The 18,064-nt window shown below is 66.5% G+C and carries 17 protein-coding genes; 8 read left to right on the forward strand and 9 right to left on the reverse strand.

Annotated features, from left to right (window positions below; translation table 11 throughout):
- Positions 1 to 42 precede the first annotated feature (42 nt).
- The 4 genes from trpC (at position 43) to lexA (ending at position 3,292) form a co-directional block, all read left to right on the forward strand.
- Positions 43 to 834: an indole-3-glycerol phosphate synthase TrpC gene (trpC, locus tag DDE75_RS10035; RefSeq protein ID WP_108502238.1), complete on the forward strand. Its 792-nt coding sequence runs from the start codon at positions 43 to 45 to the stop codon at positions 832 to 834.
- Positions 831 to 1,304 (forward strand): cyclic pyranopterin monophosphate synthase MoaC, encoded by a 474-nt coding sequence (gene moaC / locus DDE75_RS10040; RefSeq protein WP_108502239.1) that lies wholly within the window; start codon positions 831 to 833, stop codon positions 1,302 to 1,304. The genes trpC and moaC overlap by 4 nt, the downstream gene beginning before the upstream one ends.
- Positions 1,301 to 2,479, forward strand: a complete 1,179-nt coding sequence (locus DDE75_RS10045; protein WP_108502240.1) for a molybdopterin molybdotransferase MoeA — start codon at positions 1,301 to 1,303, stop codon at positions 2,477 to 2,479. The genes moaC and DDE75_RS10045 overlap by 4 nt, the downstream gene beginning before the upstream one ends.
- Positions 2,480 to 2,575: 96 nt before the next feature.
- Positions 2,576 to 3,292, forward strand: coding sequence for a transcriptional repressor LexA (gene lexA / locus DDE75_RS10050; RefSeq protein WP_108502241.1), 717 nt, complete (start codon positions 2,576 to 2,578; stop codon positions 3,290 to 3,292).
- 69 nt (positions 3,293 to 3,361) lie between these two features.
- Here the strand turns inward: lexA and hemC are convergent, their stop codons facing one another.
- On the reverse strand, positions 3,362 to 4,300 hold the full coding sequence (gene hemC / locus DDE75_RS10055) for a hydroxymethylbilane synthase (protein ID WP_108502242.1): 939 nt from the start codon (positions 4,298 to 4,300) through the stop codon (positions 3,362 to 3,364).
- A 73-nt stretch (positions 4,301 to 4,373) separates the two neighbouring features.
- Here hemC and hemE point away from each other — a divergent pair, with 73 nt between their 5' ends.
- Positions 4,374 to 5,402: a uroporphyrinogen decarboxylase gene (gene hemE, locus DDE75_RS10060; protein ID WP_108502243.1), complete on the forward strand. Its 1,029-nt coding sequence runs from the start codon at positions 4,374 to 4,376 to the stop codon at positions 5,400 to 5,402.
- Here hemE and DDE75_RS10065 read toward each other — a convergent pair.
- The 6 genes from DDE75_RS10065 to DDE75_RS10090 all read right to left on the reverse strand — a co-directional run bounded on the left by DDE75_RS10065 (position 5,399) and on the right by DDE75_RS10090 (position 10,808).
- Positions 5,399 to 6,292, reverse strand: a complete 894-nt coding sequence (locus DDE75_RS10065; RefSeq protein WP_108502244.1) for an SPOR domain-containing protein — start codon at positions 6,290 to 6,292, stop codon at positions 5,399 to 5,401. The two genes, hemE and DDE75_RS10065, sit on opposite strands and share 4 nt — an antisense overlap.
- 68 nt (positions 6,293 to 6,360) lie before the next feature.
- Positions 6,361 to 6,990 (reverse strand): uracil phosphoribosyltransferase, encoded by a 630-nt coding sequence (gene upp, locus DDE75_RS10070; protein WP_170310937.1) that lies wholly within the window; start codon positions 6,988 to 6,990, stop codon positions 6,361 to 6,363.
- On the reverse strand, positions 6,990 to 7,961 hold the full coding sequence (locus tag DDE75_RS10075; RefSeq protein ID WP_108502246.1) for an adenosine deaminase: 972 nt from the start codon (positions 7,959 to 7,961) through the stop codon (positions 6,990 to 6,992). The genes upp and DDE75_RS10075 overlap by 1 nt, the downstream gene beginning before the upstream one ends.
- Positions 7,958 to 9,136, reverse strand: a complete 1,179-nt coding sequence (locus DDE75_RS10080; protein ID WP_108502247.1) for a phosphopentomutase — start codon at positions 9,134 to 9,136, stop codon at positions 7,958 to 7,960. Before DDE75_RS10080 ends, DDE75_RS10075 begins: the two co-directional genes overlap by 4 nt.
- Positions 9,133 to 10,416 (reverse strand): thymidine phosphorylase, encoded by a 1,284-nt coding sequence (locus DDE75_RS10085; RefSeq protein ID WP_108502248.1) that lies wholly within the window; start codon positions 10,414 to 10,416, stop codon positions 9,133 to 9,135. The genes DDE75_RS10080 and DDE75_RS10085 overlap by 4 nt, the downstream gene beginning before the upstream one ends.
- Positions 10,413 to 10,808, reverse strand: coding sequence for a cytidine deaminase (locus tag DDE75_RS10090; protein ID WP_108502249.1), 396 nt, complete (start codon positions 10,806 to 10,808; stop codon positions 10,413 to 10,415). The genes DDE75_RS10085 and DDE75_RS10090 overlap by 4 nt, the downstream gene beginning before the upstream one ends.
- Before the next feature lie 162 nt (positions 10,809 to 10,970).
- Here DDE75_RS10090 and DDE75_RS10095 point away from each other — a divergent pair, with 162 nt between their 5' ends.
- On the forward strand, positions 10,971 to 13,250 hold the full coding sequence (locus tag DDE75_RS10095) for an NADP-dependent malic enzyme (RefSeq protein WP_108502250.1): 2,280 nt from the start codon (positions 10,971 to 10,973) through the stop codon (positions 13,248 to 13,250).
- Positions 13,251 to 13,459: 209 nt separating this feature from the next.
- Positions 13,460 to 15,352: a propionyl-CoA synthetase gene (locus DDE75_RS10100; RefSeq protein WP_108502251.1), complete on the forward strand. Its 1,893-nt coding sequence runs from the start codon at positions 13,460 to 13,462 to the stop codon at positions 15,350 to 15,352.
- Positions 15,353 to 15,355: 3 nt separating this feature from the next.
- On the opposite strand, the gene aroA is transcribed toward DDE75_RS10100, so the two are convergent.
- On the reverse strand, positions 15,356 to 16,687 hold the full coding sequence (gene aroA, locus DDE75_RS10105) for a 3-phosphoshikimate 1-carboxyvinyltransferase (protein WP_108502252.1): 1,332 nt from the start codon (positions 16,685 to 16,687) through the stop codon (positions 15,356 to 15,358).
- A gap of 114 nt (positions 16,688 to 16,801) precedes the next feature.
- Between aroA and DDE75_RS10110 the strand changes: the two genes are divergently transcribed.
- Positions 16,802 to 17,506, forward strand: coding sequence for a DNA alkylation repair protein (locus DDE75_RS10110; RefSeq protein ID WP_108502253.1), 705 nt, complete (start codon positions 16,802 to 16,804; stop codon positions 17,504 to 17,506).
- Here DDE75_RS10110 and DDE75_RS10115 read toward each other — a convergent pair.
- Positions 17,494 to 17,994 (reverse strand): hypothetical protein, encoded by a 501-nt coding sequence (locus DDE75_RS10115; protein WP_335672041.1) that lies wholly within the window; start codon positions 17,992 to 17,994, stop codon positions 17,494 to 17,496. The genes DDE75_RS10110 and DDE75_RS10115 overlap by 13 nt on opposite strands.
- Positions 17,995 to 18,064 lie beyond the last annotated feature (70 nt).

Raw genomic sequence — 18,064 nt, forward strand, 5'->3', positions numbered from 1 at the left:
GTCCCCTTCCCTCGACCCAAAGGCAGCGTTAGAACCGGACCCATGGATATTCTCGAAAAGATCAAGGCCTACAAGCTGGACGAAATCGCGGCCGCCAAGGCTGCACGCCCGCTGGCCGATGTCGAGGCCGCAGCCCGCGCCGCCTTGGCCCCCCGTGGTTTTGCCCGTGCGCTGGATGCGGCCGCAGAACATGGCCCCGCGCTGATCGCCGAAATCAAGAAGGCCAGCCCCTCGAAAGGTTTGATCCGGCCCGATTTCGCGCCCGCCGAACTGGCCCGCGCCTATCAGGCCGGTGGTGCGGCCTGCCTGTCGGTCCTGACCGACGGCCCCAGCTTTCAGGGCGCCCCCGAGTTTCTGAGCGCCGCCCGTGACGCCTGCGATCTGCCTGCGCTGCGCAAGGACTTCATGCATGACACCTATCAGGTGGCCGAGGCACGGGCCTGGGGCGCCGATTGTATCCTGATCATCATGGCATCCGTCAATGATGCCTTGGCCGCCGAGCTGGAAGATGCCGCGACCCATTGGGGCATGGACGCCCTGATCGAGGTCCACAACGCCGAGGAACTGGACCGGGCCCTGCGTCTGAAGTCACCGATGATCGGAATTAACAACCGCAATCTCAAGACCTTCGAGGTCACACTTGATGTGACGCGCGAACTGGCGCCGCGCATTCCTGCCGATCGCCATGTCGTCTGCGAAAGCGGCCTGTTCACCGCCGCCGACCTTGGCCAGATGATGCAGGTCGGCGCCCGTCGCTTCCTGATCGGGGAAAGCATGATGCGTCAGGATGATGTCACCGCCGCAACCCGCGCCATTCTGGATGTCCCGGCATGACCCTGACGCATTTCGACGCCGCCGGTCAGGCGCATATGGTCGATGTCTCCTCCAAGGAGGAAACCGCGCGCGAGGCGGTGGCAACCGGCTGCGTCATCATGACCGCCGAGACGCTGGCGCTGGCCAAGGGCGGCGCGGCCAAGGGCGACGTGCTGGGCGTTGCACGGCTGGCGGGGATCATGGGGGCGAAACGCACCGCCGATCTGATCCCGCTGTGCCATCCGCTGCCCATCGCCAAGGTCGCGTTGGAGTTGACCCCCGACGACAGCCTGCCCGGCGTCCGCGTCACCGCCACGGTCCGCACCACCGGTCGCACCGGCGTCGAGATGGAGGCCCTGACCGCCGTCACCACCGCCTGCCTGACCATCTACGACATGCTGAAGGCCGCCGAGAAATCCATGCAGATCACCGACATCCGCCTGCTGCGTAAGGAAGGTGGCAAATCGGGCCTCTACGAGGCGCGGCCGTGATTTCGGTCGCCGAGGCCCTGACCCGCGTTCTGGCCCTGGCGCAGAAGCCGGTGCCGGAAACCGTCCCGCTGGCACAGGCCCATGGGCGTGCGCTGTTGCACCCCGCCATTTCGCGGCTGACGCAACCGCCTTTCGACGCCTCGGCGATGGATGGCTATGCGATGCGCAGCGCAGATATGGACGGCTCCATGCAGGTGGTGGGGACGGCAGCCGCGGGTCACCCATGGCAAGGACAGGCCAAGGCCGGTCAGGCCATCCGCATCTTCACCGGTGCACCGGTCCCCGCAGGCTTGGACCATGTCGAACTGCAGGAAAACATCACCCGCGACGGCGACACCATCCGGGTCGAGACGCGTTCATCGGGCCGCAACATTCGCGCCAGGGGCAATGATTTCGCCGAGGGCGACGCAGTGGCGCCGGGCCGTATCCTGACGGCTGCCGACATCGGCCTGCTGGCTGCCATGAACCTGCCCGAGGTCGTCGTCGCCAAACGCCCCGTGGTGGCGGTACTGGCGGGTGGCGACGAACTACTGCCCCCCGGCAGCGACCCTGCGCCCGGTCAGATCATCAGCTCGAACGATCTGGCGATTGCGGCGATGGTGACGCAGGCCGGCGGCGTTCCGCGCATCCTGCCCATCGCCCGCGATACGGATCAGAGCCTGCGGGACAGCTTTGCGGCGGCCGACGATGCAGATCTGATCGTGACAATCGGCGGCGCCTCGGTCGGAGATCATGATCTAATCGGCAAGATCGCGGCGGAGCTGGGTCTGGATCGTGCCTTCTACAAGATCGCGATGCGCCCCGGCAAACCGCTGATGGCTGGGCGGCTGCAAAATTCGGCAATGCTTGGACTGCCCGGTAATCCCGTCTCGGCAATGACTTGTGGCCTTTTGTTCATGCAGCCTCTGATCCGTGCGATGCAGGGTCTTCCGACCGATGTTCGCATTGGACATGCCCGGCTTGGATGCCCCATGCGCCCCGAAGGTCCGCGCCAGCATTATCTGCGCGCGCGTCTCGACTGGTCAGGCATCACGCCCGTCATCACACCATTCGACGATCAGGATTCCGCGCGACTGTCACTGATGGCACAGGCGGACGCATTGCTGATCAGACCTCCGCATGACCCCGCGCGGCAGGCCGACGAGATCATGGAGTACATTCCCCTTGGTCTCTGACAATTAACTGTTTTTTCATCTTCATGCGGCCAACTGATTGACGTGATTCGGGCCATCGGCTAGAACATTAACGGAACATATCGATGAGGCTGGGCCATGTTGACAAAAAAGCAGATCCAACTGCTGGAATTCATCCAGAAACGAATGGTCCGTGATGGCGTGCCGCCGTCATTCGATGAAATGAAAGATGCGCTGGACCTGCGCTCCAAATCCGGCATCCACCGCCTCGTGACCGCGCTGGAGGAGCGCGGCTTCATCCGCCGCCTTCCCCACCGCGCCCGTGCACTGGAGGTGCTGCGCCTGCCCGACGCCTTGGCCCATCTGGCAAATCCGGCCGAGCCCAAGGTAAAACCTGCCTTCACGCCGCGCGTCATCTCGAACACGCGTCCGGCGCGGCCGCGCGGCGCGATGACGGTCGTTGACAGCCCCGCGGTCCAATTGCCGCTGATGGGCCGTATCGCGGCGGGTGTCCCAATCGAGGCAATCTCGGAGGTGTCGCATCACGTCGCGGTGCCGGGCACCATGCTGGCGGGTCGCGAACACCACTATGCGCTGGAGGTCACCGGCGATTCGATGATCGATGCCGGAATCAACGATGGCGATGTCGTTGTGATCCGCGAACAGGATACCGCCGAAACCGGCGATATCATCGTGGCGCTTGTCGACGACCAGGAAGCTACGTTGAAACGCTATCGCCGCAAGGGTGCGATGATCGCGCTGGAAGCTGCCAATCCGGCCTATGAGACCCGGCTGCTACCCGAGGATCGCGTACGCATCCAAGGCCGCCTTGTGGGTCTGATCCGCAGCTATTGACCGATCGTCACGGGCGCGACGACGACGCGCCCGTGATAGAACGCTGCGGCATGACCGCGCATTTGACCATCACAGGGTCATGAAACCGGGGCCGCCCCGTTCCAAAAGCTCATTGGCCAGATCGATCCCCATGTCGGGACCATCACCAAGGCCGCCATCACGCGTCCCACTGACGACGGCGCTGCCATCAGGGCGCAGGATCTCTCCACGCAGGGTCAGGCGGTCACCGATGATTTCGGCCAGCCCCGCGATAGGCGTCTGGCATGATCCATCCAAACGCGCCAGGAACGCCCGTTCAGCCGCGATGCGAAGGCCGGTCTGCCTGTCATGCAGCGGCGCCAGCAGTTCAGCCATCCGTTCATCATCCTTGCGACGTTCGATGCCGATCGCGCCCTGGGCGACCGCGGGCAGCATCTCGGCAGGATCGATTCCGCCCTGCGCGACGTGGGTCATCCCAAGGCGGGACAGGCCCGCCATCGCCAGGAAGGTCGCGACGGCCACCCCATCGTCCAGTTTTCTCAGCCTTGTCTGCACGTTACCCCGAAACTCGACCAGCTTCAGGTCGGGGCGGCGATGCGCCAGTTGCGCGCGGCGGCGCAGGCTGGAGGACCCCACGGTTGCACCAAGCGGCAGATCGGCGATCGATGCGACATGCGGACTGACGAAGGCGTCACGGACATCTTCGCGCGGCAGAAGACAGTCGATGATCAGGCCATCGGGCTGCAACGTCGGCATGTCCTTCATCGAATGCACCGCAATGTCGATTTCGCCCTGCGTCAGGGCTTCCTCGATCTCGCGGGTGAACAGACCCTTTCCGCCGATCTCTTTCAGGGGGCGGTCTGTGATCCGGTCGCCCGTCGTCTTGATGACGACGATTTCGAAGGCATTGGCGGGCAAGCCATGGGCGGCCATCAGCCGGTCACGGGTCTCATGGGCCTGAGCCAGGGCCAGGATCGATCCGCGCGTGCCGATCTTGAGAGGGCGGGAGGTGTCGGGCATCTGTGTCATGGCGCATGGATAGCTGCCGGGCGCGTGCTTGACAACGTCTGTCGCCTCGCCTTCAAGGGGCGCAGGAGGCCATATGACCAAACTTCTGCTGCGTGCCCTGGCGGGCGAGACTTTGCCGACCCCCCCGATCTGGATGATGCGCCAGGCCGGCCGCTATCTGCCGGAATATCGGGCCACGCGCGCCAAGGCGGGTGATTTCCTGTCGCTGTGCTACAACCCCGAACTGGCCGCCGAGGTCACGTTGCAGCCGATCCGGCGCTTCGGCTTCGACGCCTCGATCCTGTTTGCGGATATCCTGCTGGTGCCGCAGGCGCTTGGGGCGGATCTGTGGTTCGTGACCGGCGAAGGGCCGCGCCTGTCGACGATCACCTCGGCGCAGGATTTCGCGCAGCTGAAATCGGCGGATCAGATCCACGAACGGTTGGCGCCCATCTATGAGACCGTCCGAATCCTGTCGCAGGAACTGCCGCGCGAGACGACTCTGATCGGCTTTGCGGGCGCGCCTTGGACTGTGGCCACCTATATGATCGCCGGTCGCGGCACCAAGGATCAGGGTCCGGCGCATGCCTTCAAGGCCGCCGATCGTGAAACCTTCAGCGCGTTGATCGACCTGATCACCGAAGCGACGATCCTGTATCTCTCGGCGCAGATCGATGCCGGGGCCGAGGTCGTCAAGCTGTTCGACAGCTGGGCGGGCAGCCTGAAGGGCCAGGATTTCGACGACTTCGCGCTGGCCCCCGCCAAGCGCATCATCGCGGCGCTGAAGGAACGCCACCCCGGCGTGCCCGTCATCGCCTTCCCGCGCGAGGCTGGCGACCGCTATATCGGTTTCGCCAAGGCCACCGGCGCCGATTGCGTCGCGCTGGACAATTCGGTCTCGGCCGAATGGGCGGCAGAGCATGTGCAGGTCGATGGCTGCGTGCAGGGTAACCTGGCGCCGGGTCATATGGTCACAGGCGGCCCCGAGCTGGTCGCGGACGCGCAGCGCATCACCCGAACGCTGCGGGGTGGTCCGCATGTCTTCAACTTGGGCCATGGCATTACGCCCGATGCGGACCCCGACAATGTCGCCCGGATGATCGAGGCGGTGCGAACCGCCTAACGCGGCATCGCGCCAGCGTATCCTGTACGCCGCAAATCGGACAGCGCCTCGACCAGCCTCTGCCGGTCGGGGAACGGCCCGGCCATGATGACCCGCATGTCCTTGGCCTTCTGGGTGATGCGGGTCTGCGCGACCGGATAACCGCGTTCAGACAGAGCTCGAAGCACGATCAGGGCGTTTTCGCCGTCCTGAAACGCCCCGACCTGAATATAGCGTGCCGATGCAGGGATCATCTCGGCCATCGGTCGTGGCGGCTTTGCAGGCGTCGGCCGGCGGGCGGTGATGGCGCTTGGGGGCGTCGGTGGGGCGGGCTTCGGTGCCTTCTTGACGACGGCTGGCTTTTGCGGGGCGGCGGGCGCGTCTTTTGGCAGTTTGACCTTCATGCCGGGGCAGAGGCCAAGTCCCGCACCCGGCGCGGCCGGATCGTCGGCGTGATAGCCGAGCCTTTCGCAAAGGTCGTCGGCCGGTTTGATGGCTGCCGCCTGCCTGACGGCGGGGGCAACCTTCAAGGCGTCGGTCAAAGTCGTCTGCAGCGGATCGGGTTGGCGGGCAGGTTCCGGGTCACGGCGCGGTTCGGGATCGGCAGGATCGGCGGCCCATTCGCCGGGTCGCAATTGGTGGGTCAATTGCTCGATCAGCAGATCTTCGACGTCAGGCGCCACGGGGGCCGGTGCCACCCGCAATCCACCAAGACTTGGGGGAAAACCGCAAAGCGGCTGCCCTGCCCCGTCTGTCCGCGCTGACCAACCGCCACCTTCGCGCCGAAAGACGCAACCGGCACCGTCGATATATTGCGTGCCTGCGAAATCGCCGGGCGGCGCGGGGTTCGGCGCGGCCAATGCCGCCCCGCCCGTCATGATCCACGCCGCCAACCAGAGTTCAAACCGCATCTGCCATCCACTTTCCACTTTGGCCCCAACCTAGGGCCAAAGCGTGAAACGGCAGTTAACGGCAGGGCTTATTTCGTGCCGAACATGCGGTCGCCCGCGTCGCCCAGGCCGGGCACGATATAGCCGTGATTGTCCAGCTTCTCGTCCAGCGAAGCGGTGAAGATCGGCACGTCGGGATGGGCCTCGCGCATCCGCTCGACGCCTTCGGGGGCGGCCAGCAGGCAGAGGAAGCGCAGGTTCTTGGCGCCGCGCGCCTTCAGCATGTTGATCGCCTCGACCGAGGAATTGCCGGTGGCCAGCATCGGATCGACCACGATGGTCATGCGGGCGTCCAGTTCCTTAGGGACCTTGCAGTAATATTCGACGGGCTTCAGCGTCTCGGGGTCGCGGTAGAGCCCCACGAAACCGACGCGCGCACCCGGGATCAGCTCCAAGATGCCGTCCAGCAGACCGTTCCCCGCCCGCAGGATCGAGATCAGCGCCAGCTTCTTGCCCTCCAGCGTGGGGGCCTCCATCTCGCACATGGGGGTCTGGATGGTAATCGTGGTCAGTTCCAGCTCGCGCGTGACCTCATAGGCCAGCAGCAGGCTGATCTCACGCAAGAGGCGGCGGAAACCGGCGGTCGAGACCTGTTCCTGGCGCATGATCGACAGCTTGTGCTGGATCAGGGGGTGATCGACGACGGTCAGATGGGGCATCAGGCGAATTCCTTTTTCAGGCGGTCTTTGGTGGATGTGTCGCAGAAGGCAGCCTCGGCGGCCCAGAGGTTGATCTGTCGGAACTCGGTATCGCCCCAGCCAAAGACCGATGCAAGCCGGTCGTATTCATCGCGCATCGTCGTGTGGAAGAAGGGCGGATCGTCGGTGGACACGGTGACCCGCACGCCCGCATCGGCCAGCCTGACGATGGGGTGCTTGTCCCACGACGTATAGACACCAAGCGCGATGTTCGATCCCGGGCAGACCTCCAGCGTGATTTCCCGTTCGGCCAGATCGCGGACCAGCTGCGGGTCCTCGATCGCCTGCACGCCGTGGCCGATGCGGGTGCAGCCCAAGTCCAGCGCCTGACGCACACTGTCCGGCCCGCCCCATTCGCCCGCATGGCAGGTCAGGCCCAGACCGGCTTCGCGCGCGCAATCGAAGCTCCAGGCGAAGTCCGTGGCCTTGTGGACCTGCTCGGCCCCGCCCATGCCGAAGCCGGTGATCCAGCCGCCGCCCGCGTCGAAGGCGGTTTCCGCCGCGCAGAGCGCCGAAAGTTTCGCGTGATCCGGCCCCATGTGGCGGATGGCCGTGACGATGCCGCGGCTGTCGATGCCCATGGCGCGGCCCTTGTCGGCCACCTCGGACATGGCGGCCAGGTAATCGCGCCAAGCCGACAGATCGCCCCCGCCGCAGAATTCGGGCGAGACGAACAGCTCGGTATAGATCACGCCTTCCTCGGCGCATCGCTCCAGCACCTCGGCCAGCAGGCGGGCGTAATCGAGGGGCGTGGTCAGAACGGCGGTCGCGGCCTCGTAGCAGCGCAGGAAGCCGGGGAAGTCGTCATAGACATAGGCGCCGCGTTCGTCGAAGACGCCGCTCAGGTCGGTGCGCTTTTCCTTGGCGACGGCGCGGATGAAATCGGGCGGTGCCGCGCCCTCCAGATGCAGGTGCAGTTCGATCTTCTTCATAGGAAGGATTGTCCGTGCTTGGGGGCCGCAAGCCCCAGATGTTCCATGACCGAGGCCCCGATGTCGGCAAAGCCCACCTGCCCGACCGAGCGCGTGCCCGCCCCATGGACCAGCACCGGCACGCGTTCGCGGGTGTGATCGGTCCCGCGCCACGTCGGGTCGTTGCCATGATCGGCGGTGAAGATCGCCAGATCCCCCGGCCCAAGCGTCGAAAGGAACCGCCCCGCGACCGTGTCGAACCACTCCAGTTGCGCGGCATAGCCTTCCACGTCGCGGCGATGGCCGAAATTCGTGTCGAATTCGACGAAATTGGCGAAGGTCAGACTGCCTTCCGAGGCTTCCCCCCCAAGTCGGACCAGATATTCGCCCAGGTCGGCGTCGGATTTGCCCTTGTGAAGATGCTTGATGCCGCGATGGCTGAAGATGTCGCCGATCTTGCCGATGGCATGGGTGTCGCGGCCCGCCTCGGACGCGATGTCCAGAATGGTCTGCGCCGGCGGCGCGATGGCGAAATCGCGGCGGTTCGGGGTGCGTTTGAAGCTGCCCGGCTGGCCAAGGAAGGGACGCGCGATGACCCGCCCCACCCGCATCTTGTGCAGCATGGGCGACAGGTCGCGGCAGAGGTCGATCAGCCGGTCCAGCCCGAAGACGTCCTCATGCGCGGCGATCTGCAGCACGCTGTCGACCGAGGTGTAACAGATGGGCCAGCCGGTCTGCAGATGCTCGGGGCCGAAGTCGTCGATCACCTGCGTCCCCGAGGCATGGCAATTGGCCAGAATGCCGCCCGTCCCCGCCAGTTCGCAGATGCGCGCCGTCACCTCGGGCGGGAAGGCGGGCGTGATGTCGGGGAAGTAGTGCCAGTCCCAAGGCACAGGAACGCCCGCGATCTCCCAATGACCCGAGGGGGTGTCCTTGCCGCGCGACATCTCGGTCGCGGCACCCCACAGGCCCTGCGGTTCGACCATCAGCCCCGGAGCCTCATCCCCCGAGGCCAGTTTGACCGCCTGGCCCAGCCCAAGCCCCGCCAGATGCGGCATCGACAGCGGCCGCGACTGCGCGATATGGCCGACGGTGTTGGCCCCGGTATCGGGCTGGCCGTCGTTGAAATATTGATCGGCGTCAGGCGCTCCACCGATGCCGACGCTGTCCATGACGATCAGGAAGGCGCGGGTCATGCGGTGATCCTTTCGCGGATCAGGGGGCCGGGCTGGCCGTCGTCCCCAAGGTGATAGGCCACCTGCACGGCGGCGATGGCCACCTGCGCGGCGGTATCATCGGCAGCATGGACGAAGGCCAGCGGGCGGTCGGGTCCGACCTCATCGCCCAGCTTGGCCATGCGGTCCAGACCGACGCGCGGATCGATGGGATCGCCCGCGCGCACCCGCCCCCCGCCAAGGGCCAGAACGGCATGGCCAAGCGCCGTCACGTCGATCCGGGCGATGCGTCCGGCAGGTGTGGGAACCGGGCGGATGACCGGCGCGACAGCCAGATACGCGGCGGGGCGCTGCATCAGGTCGGTCGGGCCGCCCTGCGCGGCCACCATGCGGCCAAAGACCTCGGCGGCGGCCCCGCTGTCCAGCGTGCCAGCCAGCCCTTCGGTCGATTGCCCGGCAAGCGCCAGGCATTCCTGTGCCAGGGCCAGCGTCAGGTCGCGCAGCGCGCCTTGTTCGCCCTGCAGCACGCGGATCGCCTCGGCGACCTCCAGCGCGTTGCCGGCGCTGCGGGCCAGGGGTTGGTCCATGTCGGTGATCATGGCCGAGGTCCGGCATCCAGCGCCGTTGGCGGTATCGACAAGGGCGCGCGCCAATCGCGGCGCGCTGTCGGGCTTCTTCATGATCGCCCCCGACCCCGCCTTGACGTCCAGCACCAGCGCATCCAGCCCCGCCGCCAGCTTCTTCGACAGGATCGAGGCGGTGATAAGGTCGATCGACTCGACCGTCCCCGATTCGTCGCGGATCGCGTAAAGCCGCTTGTCGGCGGGCGCGACATCCCCCGTGGCCGAGACGATGGCGCAGCCGATCCGACGCACGATGCGGGCGAAATCCTGCTGGCTCTGATCGCAGAGGAAACCCGGAATCGCCTCCAGCTTGTCCAACGTGCCGCCGGTATGGCCAAGGCCCCGCCCCGAGACCATCGGCACGAAGACGCCCCGCGCGGCCAGCAGCGGCGCCAGTACAAGGCTGACCGTGTCGCCGATGCCGCCGGTCGAATGCTTGTCGACCACCGGACCCGACAGGTCCCATTGCAGCACCTGCCCGCTGTCGCGCATGGCACGGGTCAGGGCGACGCGGCCCTCGGGGCCTACGCCCTTGGTCAGGACGGCCATGGCAAAGGCCCCGGCCTGCGCCTCGCTGACGGAACCATCGGCAAGGCCCTGCGCGATCAGCGCCGCGCCGGGGCCGTCCAGCCCCCGACCGTCTCGGATGGCTGCGATGACGGGACGCGGATCGGTCATGACGCGTTGGTCATGTGACCGGCGTCGAAACGCCCCGGCAGCAGGTCGCCCACCGTGGTCTCCAACCGCGCGCCTGCGGTCGTGGCCAGCACGACCGGCACATCGGCATCGGCGAATTCGGCCAGCTTCTGCCGACATCCGCCGCAGGGTGGCACGGGGCTGGGGCTATCGGCGATGACGGTGACCTCGGTCAGGCGCGTTTCGCCGGCCGCGACCATGGCGGCGATGGCGCCCGCCTCGGCGCAGGTGCCCTCGGGATAGGCGACGTTCTCGACGTTGCAGCCCGTGTAGACCACGCCCGAGGCCGAGCGGATCGCAGCCCCGACCTTGAATTTCGAATAGGGCGCATAGGCGTTTTCACGCACCTCGCGTGCAGCGTTCATCAAAGACATGGGTCCGTCCTTATCAAATCCTTGCCGACAATCTGCGCGTCCGTGGCGATCTGCGCAAGCAGGCCGTCGAAGTCGTGCGTGACGAACGCCATGCACAAGCCCGCTGTTCCCCATGGATGATATGGTTTAACGGTAAACCAATTCCGAAACCGGAGGGGCAGAATGGAAGACCGCAGGCAGGACAGCGCGCGCCAGGCAGCACTGGATTATCATGAATTTCCGCGACCCGGTAAGCTGGAGATCCGCGCGACCAAACCGATGGCCAACGGCCGCGACCTGTCGCGCGCCTATTCCCCCGGCGTGGCGGAAGCCTGCCTCGAGATCAAGGCCGATCCCGTTACCGCCGCCCGCTATACCAGCCGCGGCAATCTTGTTGCCGTCATCTCGAACGGGACGGCGGTTCTGGGGCTTGGCAACATCGGCGCATTGGCCTCGAAACCGGTGATGGAGGGCAAGGCCGTCCTCTTCAAGAAATTCGCCGACATCGACTGCTTCGACATCGAGGTGAACGAACCCGACCCCGTCAAGCTGGCCGAGATCGTCTGCGCGCTGGAACCGACCTTCGGGGCCGTGAACCTTGAAGACATCAAGGCGCCCGACTGCTTCGTCGTCGAAAAGCTGTGCCGCGAACGGATGAACATTCCGGTCTTCCACGACGACCAGCACGGGACCGCCATCGTCGTCGGTGCCGCCGCCACCAACGCGCTGCGCATCGCCGGCAAGCGGTTCGAGGATATCAAGATCGTCTCGACCGGCGGCGGGGCCGCGGGCATTGCCTGCCTGGACATGCTGCTGAAGCTGGGCGTCAAGCGTGAGAACGTCTGGCTGTGCGACATTCACGGGCTGGTCTATGAAGGCCGGGCCGAGGACATGAACCCGCAGAAGGCCGCCTATGCGCAGGCCTCGGACAAGCACGTGCTGGACGAGGTGATCGACGGTGCCGACCTGTTCCTTGGCCTGTCGGGTCCGGGCGTGCTGAAGCCCGAAATGGTCGCCCGCATGGCCGATCAGCCGATCATCTTCGCGCTGGCCAACCCCAACCCCGAGATCGACCCCGATGCCGCCCGCGCCGTGAAACCGGGTGCCATCATCGCCACGGGGCGCAGCGATTATCCCAATCAGGTCAACAACGTGCTGTGCTTCCCCTTCATCTTCCGCGGTGCGCTGGACGTCGGTGCGACGACCATCAACGACGAGATGAAGATCGCCTGCATCGAGGGCATCGCTGCCCTTGCCCGCGCCACGACCGCAGCCGAGGCCGCCGCCGCCTATCGCGGCGAGACGCTGACCTTCGGGCCGGACTACCTGATCCCCAAGCCCTTCGATCCGCGCCTTGTCGGCGTCGTCAGTTCCGCCGTGGCCAAGGCTGCGATGGAGACCGGCGTCGCCGCCCGCCCGCTTGAGGACCTCGAGGCCTACAAGCTGAAGCTGGACGGCTCGGTCTTCAAATCGGCGATGATCATGCGCCCCGTCTTCGAGGCCGCCGCCACCACCGAACGCCGCATCGTCTTTGCCGAGGGCGAGGATGAGCGCGTGCTGCGCGCCGCCAATGCCATGCTGGAGGAAACCACCGACGTCCCGATCCTGATCGGCCGCCCCGAAGTCATCGCCATGCGTGCCGAACGCGCGGGCCTGCCGATCCGGCCCGATGTCGACTTCCAGATCGTGAACCCAGAAAACGACCCGCGCTACCGCGATTACTGGGAAACCTATCACGGGCTGATGGCCCGCCGCGGCGTCAGCCCCGACATCGCCCGCGCCATCATGCGCACCAATACCACCGCCATCGGCGCGGTCATGGTCCACCGGAACGAGGCCGACAGCCTGATCTGCGGCACCTTCGGCCAATACAGCTGGCACTTGGAATACGTCCGCCAGATCCTGGCCCGCGACGGGCTGCACCCTGCCGGTGCCCTGTCGATGATCATCCTGGAAGAGGGCCCGCTGTTCATCGCGGATACGCAGTGCCACAACGACCCCACGCCGCATCAGGTGATGGAGGCCGTGATGGGCGCCGCCCGCCACGTCCGCCGCTTTGGCCTGGCCCCCAAGATCGCGCTCTGCAGCCATTCGCAGTTCGGCAATACCGACAGCCCCTCGGGTCGCAAGATGCGCGAGGCGCTGGAGCTGCTGGACGCGCGGGAACCGGACTTCATGTATGACGGCGAGATGCACGTCGACGCGGCGCTGGACCCCGATCTGCGCGAACGCATCTTCCCGAACTCGCGGCTGGAGGGCGTCGCGAACGTTCTGGTCTTTGCGGGCACCGATGCGGCCTCGGGCGTCAGGAACGCGCTGAAGATGCGCGCAGGCGGGCTAGAGGTCGGGCCGATCCTGATGGGCATGGGCAACCGCGCCCATATCGTCACCCCCTCGATCACCACGCGCGGCCTTCTGAACATGAGCGTTCTGGCCGGCACACCGGTCAACCACTACGGCTGAGGCTACGGGCGCGCGAACGCGATTCGCGCGCCCTTTGCAAACCGGGCGGGTCGACCCGGCCCGTTTTGCAGCGCCCAAGGATTTGCAAAATCTGGCCCGGCATGCGGGACGGATTTTGCAGAACGCCCCTTTTGGCACACGCTAACAGGCTTGCCTGCACCCCCCCGATCCGCGCAACACTGCGGCAGCGGACTTGTGGAGGGGGAAGCATGGCGTATCGGGACATCTATGAAGGCTGGCAATCGGACCCCGAGGGGTTCTGGATGGAGGCCAGCCGCGCCATCGACTGGACCCACAGCCCAAGCCGCGCTTTCTTCGAACAGGGACCGGCAGGGGAATGGTTCGCGGACGGGATGGTCAACGCCTGCTGGAACGCCGTCGATCGGCATGTGCAGGCGGGCCACGGCGACCGGCTGGCCGTCATCCACGACAGCGCCATGACCGGCAAGGTCGCACGGCTGACCTATGCCCAGCTGCAGGATCAGGTGGCGCGTCTGGCCGGGGTTCTGGCGGCGCATGGGGTCGGCAAGGGCGACCGGGTCATCATCTATATGCCGATGATCCCGCAGGCACTGCAGGCGATGCTGGCCTGCGCACGCATCGGGGCCATCCACTCGGTCGTCTTCGGCGGCTTTGCGGCGCATGAACTGGCGGTGCGCATCGACGACGCCCGCCCCAAGGCCATCCTTGCCGCATCCTGCGGGTTGGAGCCGAACCGCGTCGTGCCCTACAAGCCCCTGATGGATCAGGCGCTTGAGGAGGCAACCCACAAGCCGACGCTGTGTCTTGTCCACCAGCGCCCCGAATGCACCGCCGCCATGACCGAGGGCCGCGATCTGGACTGGGACCAGGCCCTTGCCACCGCCACCCCCGCCGATTGTGTCCCGGTCGAGGGCAACCACCCGGCCTATATCCTCTATACCTCGGGGACGACGGGACAGCCCAAGGGCGTGGTGCGCCATACCGCGGGCCATCTGGTGGCCCTGGCCTGGAGCGTGCCGAACATCTATGACATCGGGCCGGGGGATGTGTTCTTCGTGGCATCCGACGTGGGCTGGGTCGTGGGCCACAGCTATATCGTCTATGGCCCGCTGATCGCCGGTGCCACCACCGTCATTTTCGAAGGCAAGCCCGTCGGCACCCCCGACGCGGGCACCTTCTGGCGCATCATCGCGGATCACGGGGTCAAAAGCTTCTTCACCGCCCCCACCGCGATCCGCGCCGTTAAGCGCGACGATCCCGACGGGGCGCTGATCGGGCAATACGACCTCTCCGGCCTCAAGGCGCTGTTCCTTGCGGGCGAACGCGCCGACCCCGACACCATCACCTGGGCCGAGGATCGCCTGAACATCCCCGTCATCGATCACTGGTGGCAGACCGAGACCGGCTGGCCCATCGCCGCCAACCCGCTTGGCGCGGGCCTGCTGCCGATCCGCAAGGGCAGCCCCTCGGTCCCGATGCCGGGCTATCACATCGATGTGCTGGATGAGGCCGGTCACCCCGTCGCGCCGGGCACCCTGGGCGCCATCGCATTGCGCCTGCCCCTGCCGCCGGGCACGCTGCCGACGCTGTGGAACGCCGAGACGCGCTTCCGCAAGGCCTATCTGGAGCACTTCCCCGGCTATTACGAAACCGGCGATGCGGGCTATGTCGATGAAGACGGCTATGTCTTCATTATGGCCCGCACCGATGACGTCATCAACGTTGCGGGCCACCGCCTGTCCACCGGCGCGATGGAGGAGGTGCTGTCATCGCACCCCGCCGTCGCCGAATGTGCCGTGATCGGGGTGGTCGATACGCTGAAGGGTCAGGCGCCGGTGGGTCTGCTGTGCCTGAAGAAGGGCGTCACGACTCCGCCGGATCAGGTCGTCTCGCAGGTGGTGGCCCTGGTCCGCGACCGCATCGGCCCCGTCGCGGCCTTCAAGACCGCCTGCATCGTGGATCGCCTGCCCAAGACGCGATCGGGCAAGATCCTGCGCGCCACCATGGCCAAGATCGCCGACGGCGAGGAGGTCAAGACCCCCGCCACCATCGACGACCCCGCGATTTTGGACGAGATCAGGACCGCATTGGCCGGTGTCGGCTATCCCTGCGAACGCTAGCGATCAGTCGATCTGCGCACCAAGCCGGGTCATCAGCGGCACGAAGTCGGGGAAGGAGGTGGTGATCGGATTGCCGTCGTCGATCTGCACGGGGTTTTCCGTCGCCAGCCCCAGCACCATGAAGGACATGGCGATGCGGTGATCCAGATGGGTCACCGCCGTGCCGCCGCCCTTAACGGTGGATGCGCCATGGACGGTCATGCTGTCCTGGGTCTCCTCGACCCGGACGCCGTTGGCCTCCAGCCCACGGGCCATGGCGTCGATACGGTCGCTTTCCTTGACGCGCAGCTCGGCCACGCCGTTCATCACCGTGGTGCCCTCGGCGAAGGAAGCGATGACCGAGAGGATCGGGAATTCGTCGATCATGCTGGCGGCGCGTTCGGCAGGGACCGAGACGCCCTTCAGCGGGCCGTGGCGCACGACCAGATCGGCGACAGGCTCGCCCCCTTCCTCGCGGGTGTTCTCGAAGGTGATGTCGGCGCCCATCTCCAGCAGCGTGACGTAAAGACCGTCGCGCGTGGGGTTGCGGCTGACGCCCGGCACGCGGATCTGGCTGCCCGGCACGATCAGCGCGGCGGCCACGGGGAAGGCCGCGCTGGAGGGGTCGCGCGGCACGGCGACGGGCTGGGCGCGCAGCTCGGGGCGGCCCTTCAGGGTGATCTTATGGCCGTCCTCGGTCGTTTCCGAGGTGATCTCGGCGCCGAAGCCCGCCAGCATCCGTTCGGAATGATCGCGCGTCGGTTCGGATTCGATGACGACCGTGTCACCGGGGACGTTCAGACCCGCCAGCAGGATCGCCGATTTGATCTGCGCGCTGGCGACCGGCGTGCGATAGGTCAGCGGAACGGGGTCGGCCGCACCTTGGATGGTGATCGGCAGGCGGTCGCCTTCGCGGGCGGTGATCTGCGCACCCAGCTGCGCCAAGGGCACGGTCACCCGCGCCATGGGGCGCCGCGACAGGCTGGCGTCGCCCGTGAAGGTCGCGGTGATGTCGGTCGTGGCCATCGCCCCCATGATCAGCCGCACGCCGGTGCCGGAATTACCGCAATCGATCACCCCCTCGGGCGAACGGAAGCCGCCGACGCCGACGCCATGCACGCTCCAATCGCCGGGGCCGTGCTGGGTGACCTCGGCGCCGAAGGCGCGCATGGCCTTGGCGGTGTCCAGCACGTCCTCGCCCTCCAGCAGGCCGGTGATGCGGGTTTCGCCCACGGCCAGAGCACCAAGGATCAGGGCGCGGTGGCTGATCGACTTGTCGCCGGGCACCGTCGCCTGACCCGTCAGGGGGCCGCTGCGGCGAGAGGTCATCGGACGGGCTGGGGCGGAATGCGACATGGGTTACCTCGTGATTTTGCGGGCCTTTTACCGTGCCCGCGACCCCGCTTCCACCATCTTCTTGAGGCTTTGCCCGCGCGGCCCTAGAAGGATCACGCAAAACAGGAGAATTTCATGCAGGAACTGGACCAGCTTCGCGCCTTGGCCAATCCCGAACTGGCCGAACGCATCGCCGCACGTCACAAGACCGGCCGCACGACGCTTGGCCTGACCCCTGCCCAGATCGAGACCGCCGTCACCGGCTGGCGCGAGGCCCGGGACATCGACGGCCGCGTCGCGCTGGCCCGCGACCTGTGGGACAGCGACATCCACGAGGCGCGCCTCGCCGCCGCCCGCCTGCTGGTGCAGGCCCGCATCCGTCCCGACGATGCGGTCTGGGACCTGATCCGCGAATGGGCGCCCGAACTGGACGCCCCCGAGATCGCGGATGCGGTGGCGGTCGCAACTGCCAAGCGCCTGACCGCCGATCCCGCCCGCATGGAGGAGATGCTGGAGTGGGCGCAATCCTCGAACCCGTTCCAGCGGCGCGCGGCGCTGATGGGCACCCTGCCCTGGGCCAAGATGAACAACCCCAAGCCCGCCGATCTGGAAATCCGTGAACGCGTGCTGAAATGGGCCGCCCATCTGGCGGACGACAGCAACGGCGCCGTGCGTCAGGCGGTCGAGACTTGGCTGCGCGATCTGGCCAAACGCGCGCCGGAACGCGTCGCCGATTGGCGCAAGGATCGCGAACAGGTCGTCGCCGCCCGCGCCGCAGAGCCCGTCGATGACACGACCAACGACACGGGCAGCGACGCGGAAGACGATCAGGACTTGTAGACGTCCAGCGTCGGCAGATCGGTCAGCGAGATGCCAAGCAGTTGCAGCGCAGGCAGGGAAACCTGGCTGCCGCTGCCGCTACCGGTCAGCGGGATCAGCTCGACCTTGGCGGATTTGCCATTGGCCGGGTTCACGATGCGGCCCATCGCCCGCGTCTTGACCAGCGGCGTCTTGATCCAGAAGCCCCCCTCGGATGGGTTGCCAAGCGATCCCACCGTCGATCCCAGCTTGGTCTCGGCGCTGGCCTCGGGGGCCTTGGCCGCAGCCTCGCGCTGTTCCTTGGTGGTGGTGTCCAACTGTGCGGGCGTCGCGCGGGCTGCGGGACGCGGCGCGGGGGCGCGGGTGATCGCGGTCGCCGCTGCCACCTGCTCGGCGGTGGCGGGCTTGGCGGGCGGTGCCTCGGGGCGGGTTTCGGTCTTGGTCATCTGGCTGCAACCGGCCAGTGCCAGACCCAGTCCCATCGTCACGGCAAGGGGTGTCATTCGCATCGGCTTCTCCTGCGATTTCTTTTGCGCCAGTTTAGGCACGACGAAATCGAAAGGTCCACTGGAAGTCCCG

Source organism: Paracoccus indicus, assembly GCF_003056335.1.
GTDB classification, from domain to species: domain Bacteria; phylum Pseudomonadota; class Alphaproteobacteria; order Rhodobacterales; family Rhodobacteraceae; genus Paracoccus; species Paracoccus indicus.

What these genes read in the sequence shown, in the direction of transcription:
- trpC (WP_108502238.1), top strand. Translation starts at nt 43, where the DNA reads ATGGATATTCTCGAAAAGATCAAGGCCTACAAGCTGGACGAAATCGCG.
- moaC (WP_108502239.1), top strand. Translation starts at nt 831, where the DNA reads ATGACCCTGACGCATTTCGACGCCGCCGGTCAGGCGCATATGGTCGAT.
- lexA (WP_108502241.1), top strand. Translation starts at nt 2,576, where the DNA reads ATGTTGACAAAAAAGCAGATCCAACTGCTGGAATTCATCCAGAAACGA.
- hemC (WP_108502242.1), bottom strand. Translation starts at nt 4,300, where the DNA reads ATGACACAGATGCCCGACACCTCCCGCCCTCTCAAGATCGGCACGCGC.
- hemE (WP_108502243.1), top strand. Translation starts at nt 4,374, where the DNA reads ATGACCAAACTTCTGCTGCGTGCCCTGGCGGGCGAGACTTTGCCGACC.
- DDE75_RS10065 (WP_108502244.1), bottom strand. Translation starts at nt 6,292, where the DNA reads ATGCGGTTTGAACTCTGGTTGGCGGCGTGGATCATGACGGGCGGGGCG.
- upp (WP_170310937.1), bottom strand. Translation starts at nt 6,990, where the DNA reads ATGCCCCATCTGACCGTCGTCGATCACCCCCTGATCCAGCACAAGCTG.
- DDE75_RS10075 (WP_108502246.1), bottom strand. Translation starts at nt 7,961, where the DNA reads ATGAAGAAGATCGAACTGCACCTGCATCTGGAGGGCGCGGCACCGCCC.
- DDE75_RS10080 (WP_108502247.1), bottom strand. Translation starts at nt 9,136, where the DNA reads ATGACCCGCGCCTTCCTGATCGTCATGGACAGCGTCGGCATCGGTGGA.
- DDE75_RS10085 (WP_108502248.1), bottom strand. Translation starts at nt 10,416, where the DNA reads ATGACCGATCCGCGTCCCGTCATCGCAGCCATCCGAGACGGTCGGGGG.
- DDE75_RS10090 (WP_108502249.1), bottom strand. Translation starts at nt 10,808, where the DNA reads ATGTCTTTGATGAACGCTGCACGCGAGGTGCGTGAAAACGCCTATGCG.
- DDE75_RS10095 (WP_108502250.1), top strand. Translation starts at nt 10,971, where the DNA reads ATGGAAGACCGCAGGCAGGACAGCGCGCGCCAGGCAGCACTGGATTAT.
- DDE75_RS10100 (WP_108502251.1), top strand. Translation starts at nt 13,460, where the DNA reads ATGGCGTATCGGGACATCTATGAAGGCTGGCAATCGGACCCCGAGGGG.
- aroA (WP_108502252.1), bottom strand. Translation starts at nt 16,687, where the DNA reads ATGTCGCATTCCGCCCCAGCCCGTCCGATGACCTCTCGCCGCAGCGGC.
- DDE75_RS10110 (WP_108502253.1), top strand. Translation starts at nt 16,802, where the DNA reads ATGCAGGAACTGGACCAGCTTCGCGCCTTGGCCAATCCCGAACTGGCC.
- DDE75_RS10115 (WP_335672041.1), bottom strand. Translation starts at nt 17,994, where the DNA reads ATGCGAATGACACCCCTTGCCGTGACGATGGGACTGGGTCTGGCACTG.